This is a genomic window from Montanilutibacter psychrotolerans, assembly GCF_003719825.1.
Classification (GTDB): domain Bacteria; phylum Pseudomonadota; class Gammaproteobacteria; order Xanthomonadales; family Xanthomonadaceae; genus Montanilutibacter; species Montanilutibacter psychrotolerans.
On sequence record NZ_RIBS01000002.1, the window covers coordinates 622,081 to 642,010 of the forward strand.

At 68.6% G+C, this 19,930-nt stretch carries 18 protein-coding genes; 14 read left to right on the top strand and 4 right to left on the bottom strand.

Going from position 1 to position 19,930, the window contains the following annotated elements:
• Positions 1 to 14: 14 nt before the first annotated feature.
• From rlmN to moeB, 9 genes are all read left to right on the top strand, one after another.
• Positions 15 to 1,268, top strand: a complete 1,254-nt coding sequence (gene rlmN, locus EER27_RS06260) for a dual-specificity RNA methyltransferase RlmN (protein ID WP_123087147.1) — start codon at positions 15 to 17, stop codon at positions 1,266 to 1,268.
• Positions 1,255 to 2,094, top strand: coding sequence for a type IV pilus biogenesis/stability protein PilW (gene pilW, locus EER27_RS06265; RefSeq protein ID WP_123087148.1), 840 nt, complete (start codon positions 1,255 to 1,257; stop codon positions 2,092 to 2,094). Before rlmN ends, pilW begins: the two co-directional genes overlap by 14 nt.
• The gene (locus tag EER27_RS06270) at positions 2,091 to 2,906 is read left to right on the top strand and encodes a helix-turn-helix domain-containing protein (RefSeq protein WP_123087149.1); all 816 of its coding nucleotides are present in this window, start codon (positions 2,091 to 2,093) and stop codon (positions 2,904 to 2,906) included. Before pilW ends, EER27_RS06270 begins: the two co-directional genes overlap by 4 nt.
• Positions 2,907 to 3,010: 104 nt before the next feature.
• Positions 3,011 to 3,640 carry a YfgM family protein gene (locus EER27_RS06275; protein WP_123087150.1) on the top strand — a complete coding sequence of 210 codons (630 nt, stop codon included), beginning with the start codon at positions 3,011 to 3,013 and terminating at the stop codon, positions 3,638 to 3,640.
• 62 nt (positions 3,641 to 3,702) lie between these two features.
• A complete protein-coding gene (bamB, locus tag EER27_RS06280; RefSeq protein ID WP_223807209.1) occupies positions 3,703 to 4,863 on the top strand; it encodes an outer membrane protein assembly factor BamB in 1,161 nt (386 codons plus the stop codon).
• Between the two features lie 135 nt (positions 4,864 to 4,998).
• Positions 4,999 to 6,399, top strand: a complete 1,401-nt coding sequence (der, locus tag EER27_RS06285; protein ID WP_123087152.1) for a ribosome biogenesis GTPase Der — start codon at positions 4,999 to 5,001, stop codon at positions 6,397 to 6,399.
• 188 nt (positions 6,400 to 6,587) lie between these two features.
• Complete coding sequence (gene mobA / locus EER27_RS06290) at positions 6,588 to 7,196, top strand: molybdenum cofactor guanylyltransferase (RefSeq protein WP_223807195.1); 609 nt, start codon at positions 6,588 to 6,590, stop codon at positions 7,194 to 7,196.
• Positions 7,189 to 8,412, top strand: a complete 1,224-nt coding sequence (locus EER27_RS06295) for a molybdopterin molybdotransferase MoeA (protein ID WP_123087153.1) — start codon at positions 7,189 to 7,191, stop codon at positions 8,410 to 8,412. Before mobA ends, EER27_RS06295 begins: the two co-directional genes overlap by 8 nt.
• 75 nt (positions 8,413 to 8,487) lie before the next feature.
• Positions 8,488 to 9,630 carry a molybdopterin-synthase adenylyltransferase MoeB gene (gene moeB / locus EER27_RS06300; protein WP_223807196.1) on the top strand — a complete coding sequence of 381 codons (1,143 nt, stop codon included), beginning with the start codon at positions 8,488 to 8,490 and terminating at the stop codon, positions 9,628 to 9,630.
• A 79-nt stretch (positions 9,631 to 9,709) separates the two neighbouring features.
• On the opposite strand, the gene EER27_RS06305 is transcribed toward moeB, so the two are convergent.
• Entirely contained in the window at positions 9,710 to 10,492 is a 783-nt protein-coding gene (locus EER27_RS06305; RefSeq protein ID WP_223807197.1) for an alpha/beta hydrolase, read from the bottom strand.
• Between the two features lie 3 nt (positions 10,493 to 10,495).
• A complete protein-coding gene (locus EER27_RS06310) occupies positions 10,496 to 10,810 on the bottom strand; it encodes a DUF1244 domain-containing protein (protein ID WP_123087155.1) in 315 nt (104 codons plus the stop codon).
• Between the two features lie 249 nt (positions 10,811 to 11,059).
• Here EER27_RS06310 and folD point away from each other — a divergent pair, with 249 nt between their 5' ends.
• The 5 genes from folD to tadA all read left to right on the top strand — a co-directional run bounded on the left by folD (position 11,060) and on the right by tadA (position 16,422).
• On the top strand, positions 11,060 to 11,935 hold the full coding sequence (gene folD / locus EER27_RS06315) for a bifunctional methylenetetrahydrofolate dehydrogenase/methenyltetrahydrofolate cyclohydrolase FolD (protein WP_123087156.1): 876 nt from the start codon (positions 11,060 to 11,062) through the stop codon (positions 11,933 to 11,935).
• A 309-nt stretch (positions 11,936 to 12,244) separates the two neighbouring features.
• Positions 12,245 to 13,702, top strand: coding sequence for an IMP dehydrogenase (guaB, locus tag EER27_RS06320; RefSeq protein WP_123087157.1), 1,458 nt, complete (start codon positions 12,245 to 12,247; stop codon positions 13,700 to 13,702).
• Positions 13,703 to 13,815: 113 nt separating this feature from the next.
• Positions 13,816 to 15,399: a glutamine-hydrolyzing GMP synthase gene (gene guaA / locus EER27_RS06325; protein ID WP_123087158.1), complete on the top strand. Its 1,584-nt coding sequence runs from the start codon at positions 13,816 to 13,818 to the stop codon at positions 15,397 to 15,399.
• A 37-nt stretch (positions 15,400 to 15,436) separates the two neighbouring features.
• Positions 15,437 to 15,937, top strand: coding sequence for a hypothetical protein (locus tag EER27_RS06330; RefSeq protein ID WP_123087159.1), 501 nt, complete (start codon positions 15,437 to 15,439; stop codon positions 15,935 to 15,937).
• Positions 15,934 to 16,422, top strand: coding sequence for a tRNA adenosine(34) deaminase TadA (gene tadA / locus EER27_RS06335; RefSeq protein ID WP_123087160.1), 489 nt, complete (start codon positions 15,934 to 15,936; stop codon positions 16,420 to 16,422). Before EER27_RS06330 ends, tadA begins: the two co-directional genes overlap by 4 nt.
• A gap of 72 nt (positions 16,423 to 16,494) precedes the next feature.
• Here the strand turns inward: tadA and EER27_RS06340 are convergent, their stop codons facing one another.
• Positions 16,495 to 18,696: a P-loop NTPase family protein gene (locus EER27_RS06340; protein ID WP_123087161.1), complete on the bottom strand. Its 2,202-nt coding sequence runs from the start codon at positions 18,694 to 18,696 to the stop codon at positions 16,495 to 16,497.
• Positions 18,693 to 19,907 (bottom strand): hypothetical protein, encoded by a 1,215-nt coding sequence (locus EER27_RS06345; RefSeq protein ID WP_123087162.1) that lies wholly within the window; start codon positions 19,905 to 19,907, stop codon positions 18,693 to 18,695. The genes EER27_RS06340 and EER27_RS06345 overlap by 4 nt, the downstream gene beginning before the upstream one ends.
• Positions 19,908 to 19,930 lie beyond the last annotated feature (23 nt).

Here is a 19,930-nt window from a genome sequence, read left to right on the forward strand (position 1 = left end):
GCTGGGACAAAGCCATGACCACGCAACGCGACAGCATCGACATCCAGCTCGCCGAGACAGGCAACACCACGGCACCGGGGTCGGCTGAGCGCGTTGCCGCGGCATCGGCCGGCAATACCGCGGCGGGGTCGGACAGGAAAAACCTGTTCGACCTCGATCGCGTCCAGCTCGAGGACTTCTTCGAGGAAGTTCTGGGCGAGAAGCGCTACCGGGCGCACCAGGTGATGAAGTGGATCCACCACCGCTACGTCACCGACTTCAACGACATGACCGACCTGGGCAAGGCCTTGCGCGGCAAGCTCGAGCAGCACGCCCAGGTGCGCGCGCCGATGGTCATCTTCGACAAGCCCTCCACCGACGGCACCCACAAGTGGCTGCTCGGCATGGACCCGAAGAACGCGATCGAGGCGGTGTTCATCCCCGACAAGGGCCGCGGCACGCTGTGCGTGTCCTCGCAGGTCGGCTGCGCGCTGAACTGCCAGTTCTGCTCGACCGCCACCCAGGGCTTCAACCGCAACCTGTCGACCGCCGAGATCATCGGTCAGGTCTGGGTTGCCGCCCGCCACCTGGGCAATGTTCCGCACATCCAGCGCAAGCTCACCAACGTGGTGATGATGGGCATGGGCGAGCCTTTGGCGAACTTCGACAACGTCGTGCGCGCGATGAGCATCATGCGCGACGACCTGGGCTATGGCCTGGCCAACAAGCGCGTCACGCTGTCGACCGCCGGCATGGTGCCGATGATCGACAAGCTGGGCGAGGTCAGCGACGTGTCGCTGGCGGTGTCGCTGCACGCACCCAATGACGAGCTGCGCACCGAGTTGGTGCCGCTCAACAAGAAATACCCCATCGCCGAGCTGATGGCTGCCTGCGAGCGCTACGTCCGCCGCAAGCCGCGCTCGTCGATCACGTTCGAGTACACCCTGATGAAGGGCGTCAACGACCAGCCGACACACGCCCGCCAGCTGGCGCGCCTGATGCGCCAGTTCGACAACGCTGTGCAGATGAAGGACGCGGCGAAGGTCAACCTGATCCCGTTCAATCCTTTCCCGGGGACACGTTTCGAACGCTCCGAGGAATCCGACATCCGCGCCTTCCAGAAACTTCTGCTCGACTCGCATGTGCTGACGATGGTGCGCCGCACGCGCGGCGATGACATCGATGCAGCCTGTGGCCAGCTGAAGGGCCAGGTCATGGACCGGACGCGGCGCCAAGCCGAGTTCCGCAAGCACCTTGCCCAGCAGGAGGCCGGTGATGCGGCGGCCTGAGCGCCCCCTGCCGGGTCGGGCGCTGACGGCGACGGTGCTTGCGGTGGTCGTGCTGTGCAGCGCGTCGTGCAGTCGCCCCGAGTTCCTGCGTCCCAGCATCGACAGCCAGTTGTCGGACATCTACGAGAGCCGTGTGCCGATCAACGGCAGCCGTCGTGGCAACAGCGGCACGCTTGACGTGCAGCTGTACAACGGCCGGCAGAAGCTCGCCGCCGGCGACCCGGCCGGCGCGCGCGACCTGGCCGCCAAGGCCCTGCAGATCAACGAGAAGTCCGCTCCGGCACACACGCTGATGGCGGTGTCCCTGGATCAGCTGGGCAACTCGGCCGTGGCCGGCCAGCACTACCTGCGTGCGGCGGAACTGGACCCCACCCGCGGCGCGATGCTCAACAATTACGGGACCTGGCTGTGCGGCAATGGCCGCGCCGCCGAGTCGCTGGACTGGTTCGACCAGGCATTGCAGGACAGCAGTTATTCGACGCCTGCTTCGGCGCTGGCAAATGCCGGCCACTGCGCCACCCAGGCCGGGCTTGCCGAGCGTGGCGGACGCTACCTGCGTGACGCGCTGTCGCTGGATCCGGACAGCCCGGTTGCGCTGGCAGCCCTTGCCGAGAGCGAATTTCGTGCAGGCAGGGCATTCGAGGCGCGGGCATTTTCGCAGCGCCGCCTCGCGGCAGCACCGGCGGACGCCCAGTCGTTGTTATTGGCGTCACAGATCGAGGAAAAGCTCGGCGACAAGGACGCGGCCGCCAGCTACGTTCAGCGACTAAGAGCGGAATTCCCGGGCGCGGCGGGTTCCGAAACAGGGGATGGCAGCAAGCGATGATGCAGTCGAACGAAACTGGATCTGGTCACGGCGCCGGCTGTGGCGAACGCCTGCGACTGGCGCGTGAAGCCGCAAACCTGGCGATCGACGACGTTGCCTCGCGACTTCGCATGCCTACGCGCGTGGTCCGCGCCCTCGAGGCCGGCGACTGGAGCCAGTTGGGCGCTCCGGTGTTCGCCCGCGGGCAACTTCGCAGCTACGCGCGGCTGCTCGGCGTCGACATCGAGGCCGAACTTGACCGCGCGCCGGCGGCGGCAATCGCTCCGGCTACGTTGGTCAGCCATAGCCACACGCCAACGTACCAGCGGGTTTTCGAGCAGGTCACCCGGCGGGCGATCTACATCGTCATGACCGCGGCCATCGCCGTGCCGGTCTGGATCGCCACCCGCCCGCACGTTGCCAACACGGTGGCGCTGCAATCGCTCGACCTGCCCGAAACGCCCGCCGGTGGCGGCGCGTCGCCGGTAGCCGCCGGTTCCGACGCGCCCGCACCGCGAACGCCGGTGGCCGCATCGATGGCGTCGCTGCAACCGCCCGCGGCGACCGGCGCCACGCTGTCGCTGGCGTTCAGTGGCGACAGCTGGGTGCAGGTTTTCGCCGTCGATGGCACCTCGATCGAGCAGGGTCTGCTCGCTGCCGGGCAGCAGCGCAGCTATGCCGCCGGCCAGGTGGGGCGCGTGGTGCTCGGCAATTCCGCCGCGGTCCAGGTGTTGCACGCCGGGCGTCCGGTGGACCTGGCGCCCTTCAGCCGAGCGAATGTGGCGCGCTTTACGCTATCCTCTGACGGCTCGCTCGCACCGCCCGCAAACTGATTGCGTCGCGGAGCTGCGTAATCGCACTGGCCTGTATCGGGCCGGTTTCCACATCTATTCGCGGCCGGCCACCTGGCGGGACGTGACAGCATGGCAGCCTTCGAATGGCGATAGACGATCTGCTCGACGAACACGAACAAAGTGAACGGGTTCTGGCCTGGCTGCGCAGCAATGGCGCAGGATTGATTGGCGGCATCGTGCTCGGCTTGGCCGCGATCGGTGGCTGGAAGTGGTGGGAAAGCCGCGACCTGCAACTGAAGGCCGGGCAGGCGGACCGCTATCAGGTCGCCCTCAGCGCCATCGAATCCAAGGACAAGGCCGCCGCAGACAAGGTCAAGGCGCTCGGCGCCGGCACCTACGGCAACCTGGCGGCACTCGAACTGGCGAAGTCGCAGGTCGAGGCCGGCCAGCGCGACGCGGCGATCGCGACGCTGCGCGCGATCAAGTCCGACGACGTCGCCACGACCTCTGTGGTCAATGAGCGGCTTGCCAGTCTGCTGATCGACGCAAAGCAGGCAGATGCGGCGATCAAGCTGCTTGCCACGGCAAGCTCCGTCGGCGAGCTCGAAACCCGCGGCGATGCGCAGTACGCGCTCGGCCAGCGCGAACAGGCCCGTACCTCCTACCAGCAAGCGCTGGGCAAGCTCGACGTCGGTTCGCCGCGTCGTCGCCTGCTCGAACTCAAGCTCATTGAAGTCGGCGGCAAGCCCGCCAGCACCGAGGTCAAGTCTTGATGAAGTCCGCATCGATCGATTCCGTTCGTAGCGCCGCTGGCGCGTCGCGCGCGCCGCGCCTGTTGCACGTTTCCGCGGCAGTGCTGTGCGTGTTCGCGCTGGGCGGCTGCACGACCGTCAAGGGCTGGTTCGGCAGCAAGAAGGACGGCAAGCCGAACGAACCGACCGAACTGGTCGAGTTCGCACCGACGGCCACGATCAGCAAGCTGTGGTCGGCCCAGGCCGGCAAGGGCGAAGACCGTTTGGGCGCACGCCAGGGTCCGGCGATCGCCGACGGTCGCGTCTACGCGGCGGCGGTCGAAGGCGGCGTTCGCGCGTTCGACCTGCAGACCGGCAAGCCGGTCTGGCACTACGAAAGCGACCTGCTACTGTCCGGCGGCCCCGGTGCCGGTGACGGCCTCGTGGTTGCCGGTGGGCTGGATGGCCACGTTATCGCTCTCGATGCCGGTACCGGCGCCGAGAAGTGGCAGTCGAAGGTCAATGCCGAGATCATCGCCACGCCCGTGGTCGGTCTGGGCATGGTGTTCGTGCGCTCCAACGATGGTCGCCTGACCGCGCTGGATGCCGCCAGCGGCGAGCGCCGCTGGTTCTGGACCCGCGATGTTCCCCTGTTGTCCGTGCGCGGCAACGATGCACCGGTGCTTGGCCCGGGCTTCGTGTTCGTGGGCAACGACGACGGTACCGTGCAGGCATTGGCCGCCAACGACGGTCGCCCGTTGTGGGAGCAGGCCGTGGCGCAGCAGGAAGGCCGCAGCGAGCTGGACCGCATGGCCGATATCGATGGCACGCCGGTACTCGAAGACACTACGTTGTTCGCGACCAGCTACAAAGGGCGCACGCTCGCGATCGATGCACCGAGTGGTCGGCCGATGTGGTCGGGCGAGCACGGCGGCTCCGGTCGCATCGGTGTCGGCAGCGACCGCCTGGTGGTGGTCGATCGCCAGGGCGGCGTGTTCGGCCTGCAGAAGTCCAGCGGCGGCACGCTCTGGCAGCAGGCGGGCCTGGCCCGTCGCAACCTGACCGGCGCGGCGGTGCAGGGCGACTACGCGGTGGTCGGCGACTTCGACGGCTACCTGCACTGGCTCAAGCTCGACAACGGCGAATTTGCCGCGCGTACCCGCGCCAGCCGCAAGGCGCTGCGTGCCGCGCCGGTGGTCGTCGATGGGGTCCTCGTGGCACAGGACGTCGACGGCGAACTGAACGCATACCGCCTCGGGCAGTAACGCCGGGGCAGGGAGTCGGGAGCAGGGAACGGACTACCGGCGGAAGCCTCCGCCCCAGCCGTTCCCGATCCCACCGGCGCTCATTGCCGCAGCTTTAGATTCTCCCGAATTCCCTACCTTTCCGGCTGCCCATCCATGCTTCCGCTCGTCGCACTCGTCGGACGTCCCAACGTCGGCAAATCCACGCTTTTCAACGCGCTCACCCGCAGCCGCGACGCCCTGGTGCACGACCAGCCGGGCGTAACGCGCGATCGCCATTACGGCGTGTGCCGGCCAGAAGGCCTGCGGCCGTTCGCGATCGTCGACACCGGCGGCATCGCCGGCGAGGACGAGGGCCTGGTCGGTGCCACCGCACGCCAGGCGCGAGCCGCGGCCGAAGAGGCCGACCTGGTGCTGTTCATCGTCGATGGCCGTGAAGGCGCGTCCGCACTCGACGACGACATCCTGAAGTGGCTGCGCAAGACCGCGCGTCCCACCATGCTGGTGGTCAACAAGACCGACGGCATCGACAGCCAGGCCGCGCTCAACGATTTCGCCCGCTACGGTTTCAGTGACGTGGTCGCGGTGTCCTCGGCGCATCGCCAAGGCATCGACGAACTGATCGAGGACGTGCTGGCCAAGCTGCCCGAAGAGGGCAACACGAGCGAACTGGACACCGATCCCGATCGCGTCCGCATCGCCTTCATCGGCCGTCCCAACGTCGGCAAGTCCACGCTGGTGAACCGCCTGCTGGGCGAGGAGCGCATGATCGCCTCCGAGGTGCCGGGCACCACGCGCGATTCGGTCGCCATCGACATGGAGCGCGACGGCAAGCGCTATCGCCTGATCGACACCGCCGGCCTGCGCCGCAAGTCCAAGGTCGACGAGGCCGTCGAGAAGTTCTCCATCATCAAGACCCTGCAGGCGATCGAGCAGTGCCAGGTCGCGGTGGTGATGCTCGACGCCGGCGAAGGCGTGACCGACCAGGACGCCAGCGTGCTGGGGTATGCGCTCGATGCCGGTCGTGCGCTGGTGGTGGCGGTCAACAAGTGGGACGGCCAGACCGACTACCAGCGGCAGCAGGCGGAAGGCCTGCTGGTGCGCAAGCTCGGTTTCGTCGACTGGGCCGAGGCGGTGCGCATCAGTGCCAAGCACGGCTCCGGACTGGCCGAGCTGTTCAAGGCCATCCACCGCGCGCATTCCTCGGCAACGCGCGAGTTCGGCACGAGTGAAGTCACCAAGGCGATCGAGATCGCCTACGAGACCAATCCGCCGCCGGTCGTGCGCGGCCATGTCGCCAAGCTGCGCTACGCGCACCCGGCGGCCAGCAATCCGCCCACCTTCGTGGTGCACGGCAACCGCCTGCGCACGCTCAGCGACAGCTACAAGCGCTACCTCGAGAACTTCTTCCGCAAGCGCTTCAAGCTGGTGGGCACGCCCGTGAAGTTCATCTTCCGCGAAGGCAGCAACCCGTACGAAGGCAAGAAGAACGTGCTCAGCGAGCGCCAGGTCGCCAAGAAGAAGCGCCTGATCCGCCACGTAAAGCGCGGCAAGTGAGTTGACGCGACGTCGGCGCTTTGCGCCGGCGTCGGCACCAGGACCCGGTCGCACCGTTTCGAGCGGCGCCACGCGTGCCCCCGGTGGTGCCCTCGGCGCGCGTCGCCTGTCGGTTATCGCGTGTGACGCCTGCAGGCCCAATCCGCACGACCCAGCAACGTTCGCCATCCCGTTGTCGGAGCCCCGTCTTGATCGAGCCATTGCCCGCTGCCGCGATCACCCTGGGCATCCTCGCCGGCGGTCGCGCCAGTCGCCTGGGCGGGATCGACAAGGCCTGGCTGGTGCGCGAAGGCATGCCGCAGGTGCTGCGCTGGCCGCGACGCTTCGCCGACGAGACCGGCGCCGTGCTGGTCAGCGCCAATCGTGATCTCGACCGGTACCGCCTCGCAGGCCTTCGGGCCGTGACCGACCGGGCCGGCCTGGATCTCGGCCCGATCGCCGGCCTGGACGCGCTGGCATCGGCCTGCACCAGCCCCTGGTTGCTGACGGTCCCGGTCGATCTGGTGGGCGTCCCCGATGGCCTGCTGTCCCATCTGGTGGCCGGCGCCACCGACGACGGTGCCGCGGCCAGCGACGACGACGGCCCGCAACCGCTGGTGGCGCTGTGGCGCGTGGCGGCGCTGCGCGATGCGCTGGCGTCCGCAATCGCCACCCGCAGCTCCGCCGTGCACCTGCTGCAGGCCAGCCTGCGGCTGCCGGTGGTCCATTTCGCCGGGGTACGCTTGGGCAACCTCAACACACCCGACGACCTGGCCGCTGCCGGCGTTGCGGCCACGGACCGTCACCACGATGAGTGAATTTCCCACCGGCCTGCTGTTCGACGACGCGCTGGCGATCGTTACCCAGGTAGCCAGCGCCCACCGCCTCGCGTCCGAATCGCTGGCGCTGGGTCGCTGCCACGGCCGCGTGCTGGCGCAGGACGTGCACGCGCCGATCGCGTTGCCATCGTTCGACAACAGCGCGATGGACGGCTTCGCGTTCCGCCACGCCGATTTGCAAGGCGAACGGGCGACGCTGCGTCTGGCCGGCGAACAGTTCGCCGGCAATGCGCTTGGCCTGGTGCTGGGCATTGGCGAATGCGTGCGCATCACCACCGGTGCGCCGTTGCCGGCCGGAGCGGACAGCGTGGTGATCAAGGAAAACGCCTCGCTGAGCGGCGATCTGGTCAGCCTGCCCGGCGACACGGCCGCCGGCGCCAACGTGCGCCGCGCCGGCGAAGACGTGCGGGTTGGCGACCACGTGCTGCGCAGTGGCCAACGCTTGACGCCGGCGCGCGTGTCGCTGGCCGCCTCGCTCGGGTTGTCGTCATTGCAGGTGTCGCGTCGTCCCACGGTCGCGGTGTTCACCACCGGCGACGAACTCGTCGAGCCCGGCATGACGCCGCAGCCCGGGCAGATCTTCGACAGCAACCGCGAGTTGCTGATGGGGCTGCTGCGCGCCGAGGGCCTGGAGCCCACCGCGTGGCCGCGCCTGCCCGACGATCCGCGCCAGGTGGAGATCGCCCTGCGCGATGCCGGCTGCGCGTTCGATCTGATCATCACCTGCGGCGGCGTGTCGGCGGGCGAGAAGGACCACATCCCGGCCGTGCTTGCCCAGTTCGGCCAGACGCACTTCTGGAAGGTGCGCATGAAGCCCGGGATGCCGCTGCTGCTGGGCAGCCTCGATCAGGCCCGCCTGCTGGGCCTGCCCGGCAACCCGGTGTCGGTGCTGGCGACGTGGCTCACCCTCGGGCGCGCCCTCGTCGATGGCCTGCAGGGTCGCAGCGAGCCGCGTACCGTGTGGCGGGCACGCCTCACCGCGCCGATCGACAAGACCCACCCTCGCCGCGAGTTCATCCGCGCCCGTCTGCAAGCTGGTGACGACGGCAGCCTGCTGGTCGAGCCCAACGCCGCCACCGGTTCGCACCGCCTGCGCGCGGCCGCCGACAGTGACGCACTGATCGTGGTGGTCGAGGGGCCGCAGCGACTGGCGCAGGGCGACGTGGTGCAGGTGCTGCCGTTCGCGGTGGGCTAGCGGCGAGGATTCTCGCCTGGCGCTCGCCTCGCGGCCTGCTGTCAAAACCGTGCACGGGCACACGCCCGCGCTCGGGTGGATAATCCGACCATGGACGTCGAACTGATCTCTCCCGCCGAAGCCCTGCGCCGTCAGCGCGCGGGTGGTGTGCTCGTCGATGTGCGCGAGTCGCACGAACGCGCTGCCGGACATGCCGAAGGGGCGCTGGGTGTTGCCCGCGGCGAGCTCGAGTCCGATCCGGACGCAACGCTGCCGGACCGCGACGCCGATGTGTTGCTGCTGTGCCAGGGCGGTGCGCGATCGCTGAAGGCCGCGCAGGCGCTGCTCGCTGCCGGCTACCAGCACGTGGCATCGGTCGAGGGCGGCACCACGCGCTGGATCGCCGAGGGCCTGCCGCTTGCGCGCGATCCGGTGCAAGCGGAGTTCTACGACCGCTATTCGCGGCACATGCGTCTGCCCGAGGTTGGCGAAGCCGGACAACGCCGTCTGCAGGCCGCGCGCGTGGCGATGGTGGGCGCCGGTGGGTTGGGTTCGCCCGCGGCCTACTACCTGGCGGCAGCCGGTGTCGGCACGATCGTGCTGGCCGATGACGACGTGGTGGACCGCAGCAACCTGCAGCGCCAGGTGTTGCATACCGACGCGCGGATCGGCATGGCAAAGGTCGAATCGGCGCGGATCGCGCTGACCGCCTTGAACCCGCAGGTCGTCATCGAGGCGTTCCCCGAGCGCATCACCGCCGACAACGTCGAACGCCTGATCGGCACCGCCGACGTGGTGATCGACGGCGCCGACAACTTCCCCGTGCGTTACCTGCTCAACGACGCCTGCGTGAAACTGGCCAAGCCGCTGGTGTACGGCGCCGTGCACCGTTTCGAGGGCCAGACCAGCGTCTTCGATGCCGGTCGCCGGCGTGGACAGGCGCCGTGCTATCGCTGCCTGTTCCCGGAACCGCCGCCCCCGGAGGCCGCGCCCAACTGCGCCGAAGCCGGGGTGCTGGGCGTGCTGCCGGGCGTGATTGGGCTGCTGCAGGCGACCGAGGCGATCAAGCTGATCCTCGAACTGGGCGAGCCGCTGTCAGGACGGTTGCTGCATTTCGACGCACTGTCGATGCGCTTTCGTGAAACACGATTGTCGGCCGATCCCGATTGCGTGGTCTGCGCCGCCGGGCGCGCGTTCCCGGGCTACATCGACTACCAGCAGTTCTGCGCCGCCCACTGATGCGGTGAAGGCCTCGCACGCGCAGGCATCCCGCGGCCGGCAAGTGCGTCGGCCGGCGGTGGGGCGACACCCACGGCGCCTAGCGCAGGAACGCCAACAGGGCCTCGCCAAATCGCGGTTCGTCGCGCACCGTGTTGTGCGCGGCCTCGGGCAGGTCGACCACGGTCGGCGGCTGCGACAACGACAGCACGGCCACCAGCCGGGCGGTGCATGCAGCAGGAATCACCGCGTCGCGACCGGCACGCAACACCAGCACCTGGCCGCGGTAGCCGTCCAGATGGCGCATCGACTCGAAACGATCCTGCAACAGCCAGTGCACCGGCAGTGCGGGGTAGTGGGCGCGTGCGACGTTGGCCATGCTGTCGTACGGCGTCACCAGCACCAGGCGTTCGACCAGCCGCTGCGACGCCAGGTACGCCGCCACGCCACTGCCCAGGCTGCTGCCGATCACCGTGACCGGTTGCCCCGGGTGCTCGGCGGCGATGTGGTCGTAAACCGCCAGCGCATCGCCGAACAGCGCCTGCTCGCTGGGCGTGCCCTCGCTGGCGCCGTAGCCGCGATACGCCATCAGGTAGACGCTGCGCCCGGGAAACCAGTGGGCGAAGATGTCGCGGTTGTTCTCGATCGACTCGGCGTTGCCGCCGAAATAGAGTATCGGCCGCGGCGCTGACGGCTCGAGCCGCCAGCCGCGCAACGTCACGTCCTCGCGCTGCAATGCCCAGTCCGTGGCCGTGGCCGGCGTGCGCGTGACCTGCGGGAAGTACAGCAGCTCGCGCTGGGAGTGGTGGATCCAGGCGCAGGCGCCGGCGTACGCCAGCGGCACTGCGGCCAGCAGCATCATCAGCTTGCGGGACTTGGCCATGGCTCAGCTCTCCGAAGGCGGCTTCTGCACGGCGGCAAATGCCGCCAGCTGTTCCGGGGTCGCGTCCTTCTGGTGCTGAGCTTTCCATTGCGCGAATGGCATGCCGTAAACGGCTTCGCGGGCCTCGTCGCGGGTCATGGTGATGCCCCGTGCCTCGGCAGCGTCCCGATACCAATCCGAAAGGCAATTCCGGCAAAAGCCGGCCAGGATCATCAAGTCGATGTTCTGCACGTCGGGGCGTTCGTGCATCAGGTGCTGAAGCAGGCGGCGGAATGCGGCGGCCTCGATCGCGGTGGTTTCGGAATCGGATTCGGTCATGGCGGCACGGTATCGATGGGGGAGGGAGGTGAGGCGGAGCGCACGGCTGGCCGTGGCAATGCCGCGACGTTACGCCTGCCGGCATTGCCGTTCACGCCATTTCGGCATGCCCCTGGCACCCCCGCCAGTGCGCAATGGCACCCGTCGGACGCGCCCGATCGCACCCATCCAGGTAGAACGCATTAGGGCGGCCGGCCCGCTTGCGCGATAATGCGCGGCCCCACGCTGACCCCATCGCCCAGGCCCCGCATGACGGCTAACCCGCACAGCCAAGCCCGCATCCTCGACGGCAAGCGCATCGCCGACGACCTGCTCGACAACCTCAAGGCGAGGGTCGATGCCCGGGTCGCCGCCGGCAAGGCGCGACCGGGCCTGGCGGTTGTGCTGGTCGGGGCCGATCCGGCCTCCAGCGTGTACGTGCGCAACAAGCGGCGCGCCGCCAACAAGGTGGGCATCCGCGCCATCGATTACGACCTGCCGGCCGACACCAGCGATGCCGAGCTGCTGGCGCTGGTGGATCGCCTCAACGCCAACCCCGACGTCCACGGCATCCTGGTGCAGTTGCCGCTGCCGGACCGTCGCGACGCCAGCCAGCTGATCCACCGCATCGACCCGCGCAAGGACGTTGACGGCTTCCATCCCGAAAACGTCGGCCACCTGGCGTTGCGCGAATTCGGCCTGCGCCCGTGCACGCCGCGCGGCATCACCACCTTGCTGGCCTACACCGATCGCCCGGTGCGGGGCGCCAGCGCGACCATCGTGGGCGTGTCCAACCACGTCGGCCGGCCGATGGCGCTGGAGTTGCTGATCGCCGGCTGCACCACCACGTGCTGCCACAAGTTCACCCCGCCCGAGGTGCTGGAGGCGTCGGTCCGCAACGCCGACATCCTGGTGGTGGCGGTCGGCCGACCCGGCATCGTTCCGGGGGAATGGGTGAAGCCCGGCGCCGTCGTCATCGACGTGGGCATCAACCGGCTTGACGACGGCCGCCTGGTTGGCGATGTCGGCTTCGACGCCGCAGCACAGCGCGCCAGCTGGATCACCCCGGTGCCCGGCGGCGTCGGTCCGATGACCGTGGCCACCCTGATGCAGAACACCCTCGAAGCCGCCGAAGCGGCGGGGTAAGCCCAAGAACCCCATCGCACAGGCCGCCCGGGCCGTAGAACCGCAGGATGGATTGACCCAAGTGGCAACCACCGCGGTCTGGACGCCCCGACGCCCACGTTCTCGGCCAAGGCCAGTCCCTCGTGGCGATCGTTCGCGTTCAGGTGCCGCGAGGTAACGGCGGCAGGCGCCGCGACTGGAGGCGCGCGCGCCGGGTATAGCCATCCCTGCGGGGGGGGAAGGGGCCGATAGCCCGGGCAGTTTCCCGGTCCGCGCAGCGGGCGGCTTCCCGCGTTACAATGGCGCGCTTCATCCTCCCCGGGACCGCCCATGCTGCGCATCCAGGCTGAAGCGCTGACCTACGACGACGTTTCGCTCGTCCCTGCGCATTCCACCGTCCTGCCAAAGGACGTCAAGCTCACCTCCCGCCTGACCCGCGACCTGTCGATCCGCCTGCCGATTGTCTCGGCGGCGATGGACACCGTCAGCGAAGCCCGTCTCGCCATTGCGATGGCGCAGCTGGGCGGCATCAGCATCATCCACAAGAACATGAGCCTGGACGCCCAGGCGGCGCAGATCGCCTCGGTCAAGAAGTTCGAGGCGGGCGTGATCAAGGAGCCGTTCACCGTCGGCCCCGAGACCACCATCGCCGAGGTGCTCAAGCTCACCCGCGCGCGCAACATCTCCGGCGTGCCGGTGGTCGACGGCGGCCAGCTGGTCGGCATCGTCACCAGCCGCGACATGCGCTTCGAGAAGAAGCTCGACGATCCGGTCCGCCACATCATGACCAAGAAGGATCGCCTGGTTACCGTGCACGAGGGCGCTTCCGACGACGAAGTGCTGCAGTTGCTGCACAGGCACCGCATCGAGAAGGTGCTGGTGATCAACGACGGCTACGAGCTGCGCGGCCTGATCACCGTCAAGGACATCCAGAAGAAGCGCGACAACCCCAACGCCGCCTACGACGCCAGTGAGCGTCTGCTGGTTGGCGCGGCGGTCGGCGTCGGCGGCGACACCGAGGCGCGTATCGAGGCATTGGCCGCGGCGGGCGTGGACGTGGTGGTGGTCGACACCGCGCACGGCCACTCGCAGGGCGTGCTCGATCGCGTGAAGTGGGTCAAGAAGACCTTCCCGCAGCTGCAGGTGATCGGCGGCAACATCGTCACCGGCGACGCCGCGCTGGCGTTGATGGACCACGGTGCCGACGCGGTCAAGGTCGGCGTCGGTCCCGGCTCGATCTGCACCACCCGCATCGTGGCCGGCGTCGGCGTGCCGCAGATCACCGCGGTCGCGATGGTGGCCGAGGCGCTGCAGGATCGCATCCCGCTGATCGCCGACGGTGGCATCCGCTACTCGGGCGACATCGGCAAGGCCATCGTTGCAGGCGCCTCCACGGTCATGGTCGGCGGTTTGTTCGCCGGCACCGAGGAAGCCCCGGGCGAGGTCGAGCTGTTCCAGGGCCGCAGCTACAAGAGCTACCGCGGCATGGGGTCGCTGGGCGCCATGGAGCTGGGCTCCAAGGATCGCTACTTCCAGGATTCCAGCGACGCCGACAAGCTGGTGCCCGAAGGCATCGAGGGCCGCGTGCCGTATCGCGGACCGCTCGGGGGCGTGGTGCACCAGCTCGCCGGTGGCCTGCGCGCCACGATGGGCTACGTGGGCTGCGCGACCATCGAGGAAATGCGCAAGAAGCCCAGCTTCGTGCGCGTGACCAACGCCGGTGCACGCGAGAGCCACGTGCACGACGTACAGATCACCAAGGAACCGCCGAACTACCGCGCCGGCTGATCCACCAGGAAACAGGGCGGGGGCGTGAGCACTGCGTCAGGTGGCTGCTCCCGAATCCAGCAGGTGCTTTTCCCTCGCTTTCCACTCCTCGAACTCCACTTTTCGAACGCCCGATGACCGACATCCATAGCGACAAGATCCTGATCCTCGACTTCGGCGCGCAGTACACGCAGCTGATTGCACGACGCATCCGCGAGATCGGCGTGTACTGCGAAATCTGGGCCTGGGACCACGATCCGGACGAGATCGTCAAGTTCGGCGCGAAAGGCATCATCCTGTCTGGCGGCCCCGAGTCGACCACGCTCGACGGGTGTCCGGCGGCCCCGCAGCAGGTGTTCGATTCGGGCCTGCCGATCCTGGGCATCTGCTACGGCATGCAGACGATGGCCAAGCAGCTCGGTGGCGACACCGAGGCGGCCGACCAGCGCGAGTTCGGCCATGCCGAAGTGTCGCTGGTCGCGCAGGACCGTCTGTTCGAGGGGCTGAAGGACCATCCGGGCTCGCCGCCGCGCCTGGACGTGTGGATGAGCCATGGTGACCACGTGTCGGTGGCGCCGGAAGGCTTTGTGGTCACCGCCAGGACCGACCGCATTCCGATTGCCGCGTTCGCCGATGACGCGCGTCGCTGGTACGGCGTGCAGTTCCACCCTGAAGTCACCCACACCAAGCAGGGCCAGGCGCTACTGAGCCGGTTCGTGGTCGACATCTGCGGCTGCCAGACGCTCTGGACGGCCGCGCACATCATCGACGACCAGGTCGCCCGCGTGCGCGAACAGGTCGGCAGCGACGAGGTCATCCTCGGCCTGTCCGGTGGCGTGGACTCGTCGGTGGTGGCCGCGCTGCTGCATCGCGCGATCGGCGACCAGCTCACCTGCGTGTTCGTCGACACCGGCCTGCTGCGCTGGAAGGAAGGCGACCAGGTCATGGCGATGTTCGCCAGCGAGGCCGAGAAGGGTGGCATGGGCATCAAGGTGGTCCGCGTCAACGCCGCGGACCGCTACTTCAAGGCGCTCGAAGGCGTCAGCGATCCGGAAGCCAAGCGCAAGATCATCGGCAACCTGTTCATCGAGATCTTCGACGAAGAGTCGGCCAAACTCGCCAACGCCAAGTGGCTGGCGCAGGGCACGATCTATCCGGACGTGATCGAATCGGCCGGCAGCAAGACCGGCAAGGCGCACGTCATCAAGAGCCACCACAACGTGGGCGGCCTGCCGGAAAACATGAAGCTGGGGCTGGTCGAGCCGCTGCGCGAGCTGTTCAAGGACGAAGTCCGCCGCCTCGGTGTCGAACTCGGCCTGCCGCGCGAGATGGTCTATCGCCACCCGTTCCCGGGCCCGGGCCTGGGCGTGCGCATCCTGGGTGAGGTCAAGCCCGAGTACGCGCGACTGCTGGCGATGGCCGATCAGATCTTCATCGACGAACTGCGCAAGGCGGGCCTGTACGACAAGACCAGCCAGGCGTTCGCGGTGTTCCTGCCGGTCAAGTCGGTGGGTGTGGTTGGCGACGCGCGCGCTTACGAGTGGGTGATCGCATTGCGTGCGGTCGAGACCATCGACTTCATGACCGCTCACTGGGCGCACCTGCCGTACGACTTCCTCGGCACGGTCTCCAACCGCATCATCAACGAGCTGCGCGGCGTCTCGCGCGTGGTCTACGACATTTCCGGCAAGCCGCCGGCGACGATCGAGTGGGAGTGATCGCGGCGTAACCGGCGGGCTGGGCGGCGAGGCGGGCATGAAGACATTCGGATTGCTGCTGGTGCTGGCGGCGTTGGCGCTGTGGTACTTCGACGCCAGCCGCAAGCTCAGCCAGGACACCGTCCGCGCCGCCTACGACGAGCACATCGAGGCCTTCCACAAGGGCCAGCCCGAACTGCTGTGCCTGCGCATGACGCCCGATTACCGCATCGTTGACGTGACGGTCGGGCAGGACGGGACGGTAAGATCGGAGATGGGACGCGATGAAGCCTGCCGCAAGACACACGAGGCCATCGCGATATTCGGTCGCCTTGGCGCGCTGAGCGGCGGCAGCCTCGTCCCTGAGATCGACGTCGAGATCCAGTCGATCGAACTGTCGCCCGATCGCAAGTCGGCGACGGTGCAGAGCGTCAGCACGATGCGCATGGCCGGACGCCCGGTGATGCGCACCCGCGCGATCGACCACCTGATTCGTCGCACCGGCCGCGTGCTGAGTCGCGGCGGCGAATCCCGGACCTGGGCCTACCTCCCGCAATGAGCCAGCGCACCACCAGCCAGACCGACCTGCAATGGATGCGCCACGCGCTGTCGTTGGCCGAGCGTGCCGAGCACGAGGCCGACGAGATTCCCGTGGGTGCGGTGCTGGTGTCGGCCGAAGGCGAGGCGATCGGCGAAGGCTGGAACCGCAACATCGGCGACAACGATCCCAGCGCCCACGCGGAGATCGTTGCGATGCGTGCGGCCGGTGCGCGCATTGCCAACCACCGGCTTCTGGGCAGCACCCTGTACGTGACGCTGGAGCCGTGCGCGATGTGCGCGATGGCGATGGTGCACGCACGCATCGCGCGGGTGGTGTTTGGCGCATTCGACCCGAAAACCGGCGCTGCCGGCAGCGTGTTCGACCTGCTCGGCGATCCGCGCCACAACCACCGCGTGGAGGTGCTGGGTGGCGTGCTGGCGCAGGAAGCGGGCACGCGCCTGAGCAACTACTTCCGGCGCAAGCGCGGCAAACCCCCGTTGTAGGTCATCGCCCGGCCGATGCCTGTGGCAGGGCTCACGCCATCGCCGACAGCACCGCGTCCACCACCGGCGCCCTCACGCAGCCCGCAGCGATTCCAGCTCGCGCTGAAGCAGCGCATCCACCTCGCCGGCATGGAACTGGCGGGCGAACAACGGTACGGCGAAGTCGTAGCCGTCCCCCTCGCGCTTGAGCACGTAGGCCAGTTGCAGCCGGGCGAACGCGCGGCGCGTGGCTTCCGCGCCGGCGGCAATGCCGGCCTGGCTGAACTCCTGCAGCAGCTGCGACATGGTGAGCGTCGCCTCTGCCACGGCGCCCTGGCCGCGCAACTGCGCCAGGCGGTAAACGATGACGCGATCGAGCACGCAGGCCTGCGGGTCCGGGCTCAGTCGTGCCCAGCCGGCCAGCGCATCGTTCAGCGCATCCGACGCCATCGCCGCGCGCACGTGCGCCGCACCAAGCACGCGCTCGCCGCGTTCGAGCTGTTCCAGGCCGTGCTGGCAAAGGATGGCGACGAGGTTTGCGCGATTGCCACAGGCCGTCACCATTCGTTCCACCAGCGCCGGCTCGGCAAAGGCGATGCCCAGCCGCGACAACGGCTCGGTGGCCAGTGCGATGCAGGCGTCGTGCTCCAGCGCCCCCAGGTTGATGACCTCGCCAAAGTTGCGGATCGGCGAGGCGTAGTCGAGCGTGATCGCCTCGTACAGATCCCAGAAGCCGGCCAGCATGAAGTGGCAGTGGCCCTCCTCGCTGAGGCTGCGCAGGGCGGCCAGTTGCAGGTAGCCGCTGCGTGCCTCGTCGCGCAGGAACAGGTCGGTTTCGTCGATCAGCAGCAACAGCCGGCGCCCACCGGCGCGATCGGCCAGCACCGCCACCAGCGCTTCGATGGGCGTGTCGGCCGGCAGTGACAGCTCGGCCGCCAGACGCGCGGCGAGGCGGTGATCGCGCAACGAAAGATAGTGGCAATGCACGTGCGGGTGGTCGACGAAGCGGCGTTCGATTGCCTTCATCAGGCTGGTCTTGCCCAGCTGGCGTCCACCGACCAGCAGGTAGTTGCCCGGCTCGCGATTGAGCACGCGCGCCAGCAACTGCTCGCGGCCGAAGAACACCGATGGCCGCGTGACGCCGCCGCGGGTCTGGTACGGGGAAATGCGGGTGACGCGCAGCTGGCGTGCGAGCAGGCCGACCAGCACGTCCTGCGGCGCGGGATGCAGCAGCCACTCGGTCTGGGTGGCCTGGTCGAGGCAGGCGCACAGGTTGGCCGGATCGCTGGCGAACGCGTTCAATGCCGCGTCGCTGGCGCGGTCGGGACTGACCACCAGCATCACGTCCTGCCCGGTCGGCAGGCCGCGCAAATGGCGCACCAGGTCGCGCACGGGCAGGCCGGGTGCGGGCACGTACAGCAGCAGGCGTTCGAGGGCTACCGGAAGCGTCGAAGGCAACTGCCATTCGTAGACGACGCCCGGCAACGACCACCCCACACTGGCGGTGGCCCGTGCCGACATCCGCAATGCCAGCAGTTGTGCACGCGCATGGGCATCGGCCGCGGCGTAATCCACGGCTTCGTGCCAGTCCTCGGCGGCCACCTCGGCCGCGACCAGCAGCGACGCTCGCTGACGTCGCCAGCGCAATTGCCGGTCCAGGCGAACGAGCTCCTGCACCGGGTGTCGGCGCAGTTTGCGCGGCTGGTTGCGCAGCTGGTTGATCTCGGGGTTGCCCAGCAGCAGCACCAGCGCGGTTACCGCCGCAAGCACGGCCAGCACCACCGCGCTGCCCGTGAGCAACGTGCCCAGGAAATCGACGATCGACCACGGTGCGGCGGGTGGCGGCTCGCAACCGCGCGGCAATCGACCCGGAGGTGGCGCGGGCTGCGTGGCCTGGCAGTGCCATTGCTTCACGGTGGGGTCGAACCGCAGCTCGACGCGCGTGCCAGCCACTCCGGATTCGGCCGGGTAGCGGCTGGTGAACGTCCCGCGCAGCACCAGCCTCGTCGGCAGGTCGAAGGTCATCGTCGGGTTGTCGTTGCTGACATCCAGGTACTCGGGCCACTCCCGGTGTCGGGCGTAGAACGATTCGACGTCTTCCCGCGCGAACATCATCTCGTGCTCGCTCATCTGCAGCAGCACGTGCGTGGTGACGTCGCTGGCGCTGGGCCGGGTGACGAACGGGTTGAGCCAGGGCGCGAACAGAACGCTGCCGACCAGCCAGGTGACGATCGCCACCACGGCAAAGCGCAACCAGCGCAGGCGCCGGGGGGCGACGGACAGGAGCGGCGTCATGCCGAGGTCGGGCCGGTCTGTTCGGCGATCATCAGGCCGGCGCGCCGGATCGCCTCGCAACGCCATTGCAGCCAGGTGCCATCGTCTTCGCGGCGCGGTGTCACCAGATTGGCCCAGTACAGGGCGCGCAGCAGCGGATCGAACAGATAGGGACGTGCCGGGCCGAGACGCGACTGCCGCAGCCACGGCAGGATGGTCGCGCGGCTTGCCGGGTCGGTCAGCAGCGGCAGGAATCCTTGCCAGAGAGGCGGATGGCCGGCGAGCGCATCCGTCAGCGCTTCGTCGTCGAGCATGCCGTGGTCGGCCAGCATCGTCAGCGCAGCGTCGGCCAGCAGCGGGTGGCCGCCGGACAGCCGCAGCACGCGCGCAGCATCGACCGGTCGCTCGCCCCACCGCGCGCGCGCCATGGCCTGCAGGTCAGTGGCGGTGAGCTCGGGCCAGGTCTCGGCGGTGGCGATATTGAGCAGCGACAGGTCGCCGCCCTGGTACTTGAGGTCGGCCAGCGCCGCGCCGCCGCAGATCAGCAGGTGCAGCCTGCCGCTGTGCATTTCGCTGAGGCTGCGCAGGATGCCGGCCAGCACGTCGCGTTGCGCCGGATCGCCCTGCTCGAAACGGCTGACCAGGCAGAACAGTTGCCCGCCATCGCGCAGGCGCCGGGCCAGCCGGGCTTCGAAGGCATGATCGGAATCGACGCCATCGAAACCGCATTGCGTGGCAAGCGCGGCGAAGTACACCGCCGAGTCGGCGCCGGGACAGAACGGCGGTTGCATGTGCAGCACCGCATCCGCGCCGTAGTGGTGTCGCGCGTGGGCCAGCATGGCCTCGCGTTCGGGCGGTTGGCCCCAGTGGGCCTGGCTCAACAGCATCAGGATCGGGTACGGCCGCAGTTGCTGCAGGCGTTCGAACACCTGCAGCACCGCCGGCGGCACTGGGCCGGGGCCGGGGCCGGGCGCACTGGCGAGCTCGACGGGGAATTCCGGTTCGAAACCCGCAGACGCCAGCAGGCGGTTGGTCTCGGCCTCGGTCAGGCGCAGGTAGGTCGCGCACGCAAGCACCTTGTCGCGGTGCTTGCGGCTGGGCAGCGAATCGCCGTTACGCCAATTGTTGATTGCCTCCCGGCTCATGCCGATCTCGCTGGCGACGCCGGCGGCGCTGGCGCGGATCCGGCGCATGTGCTGGCTCAGCACGGCCGGGAATTCGGAAACGGGCATCGCAGGGGAGGGCGCGCGGAAAT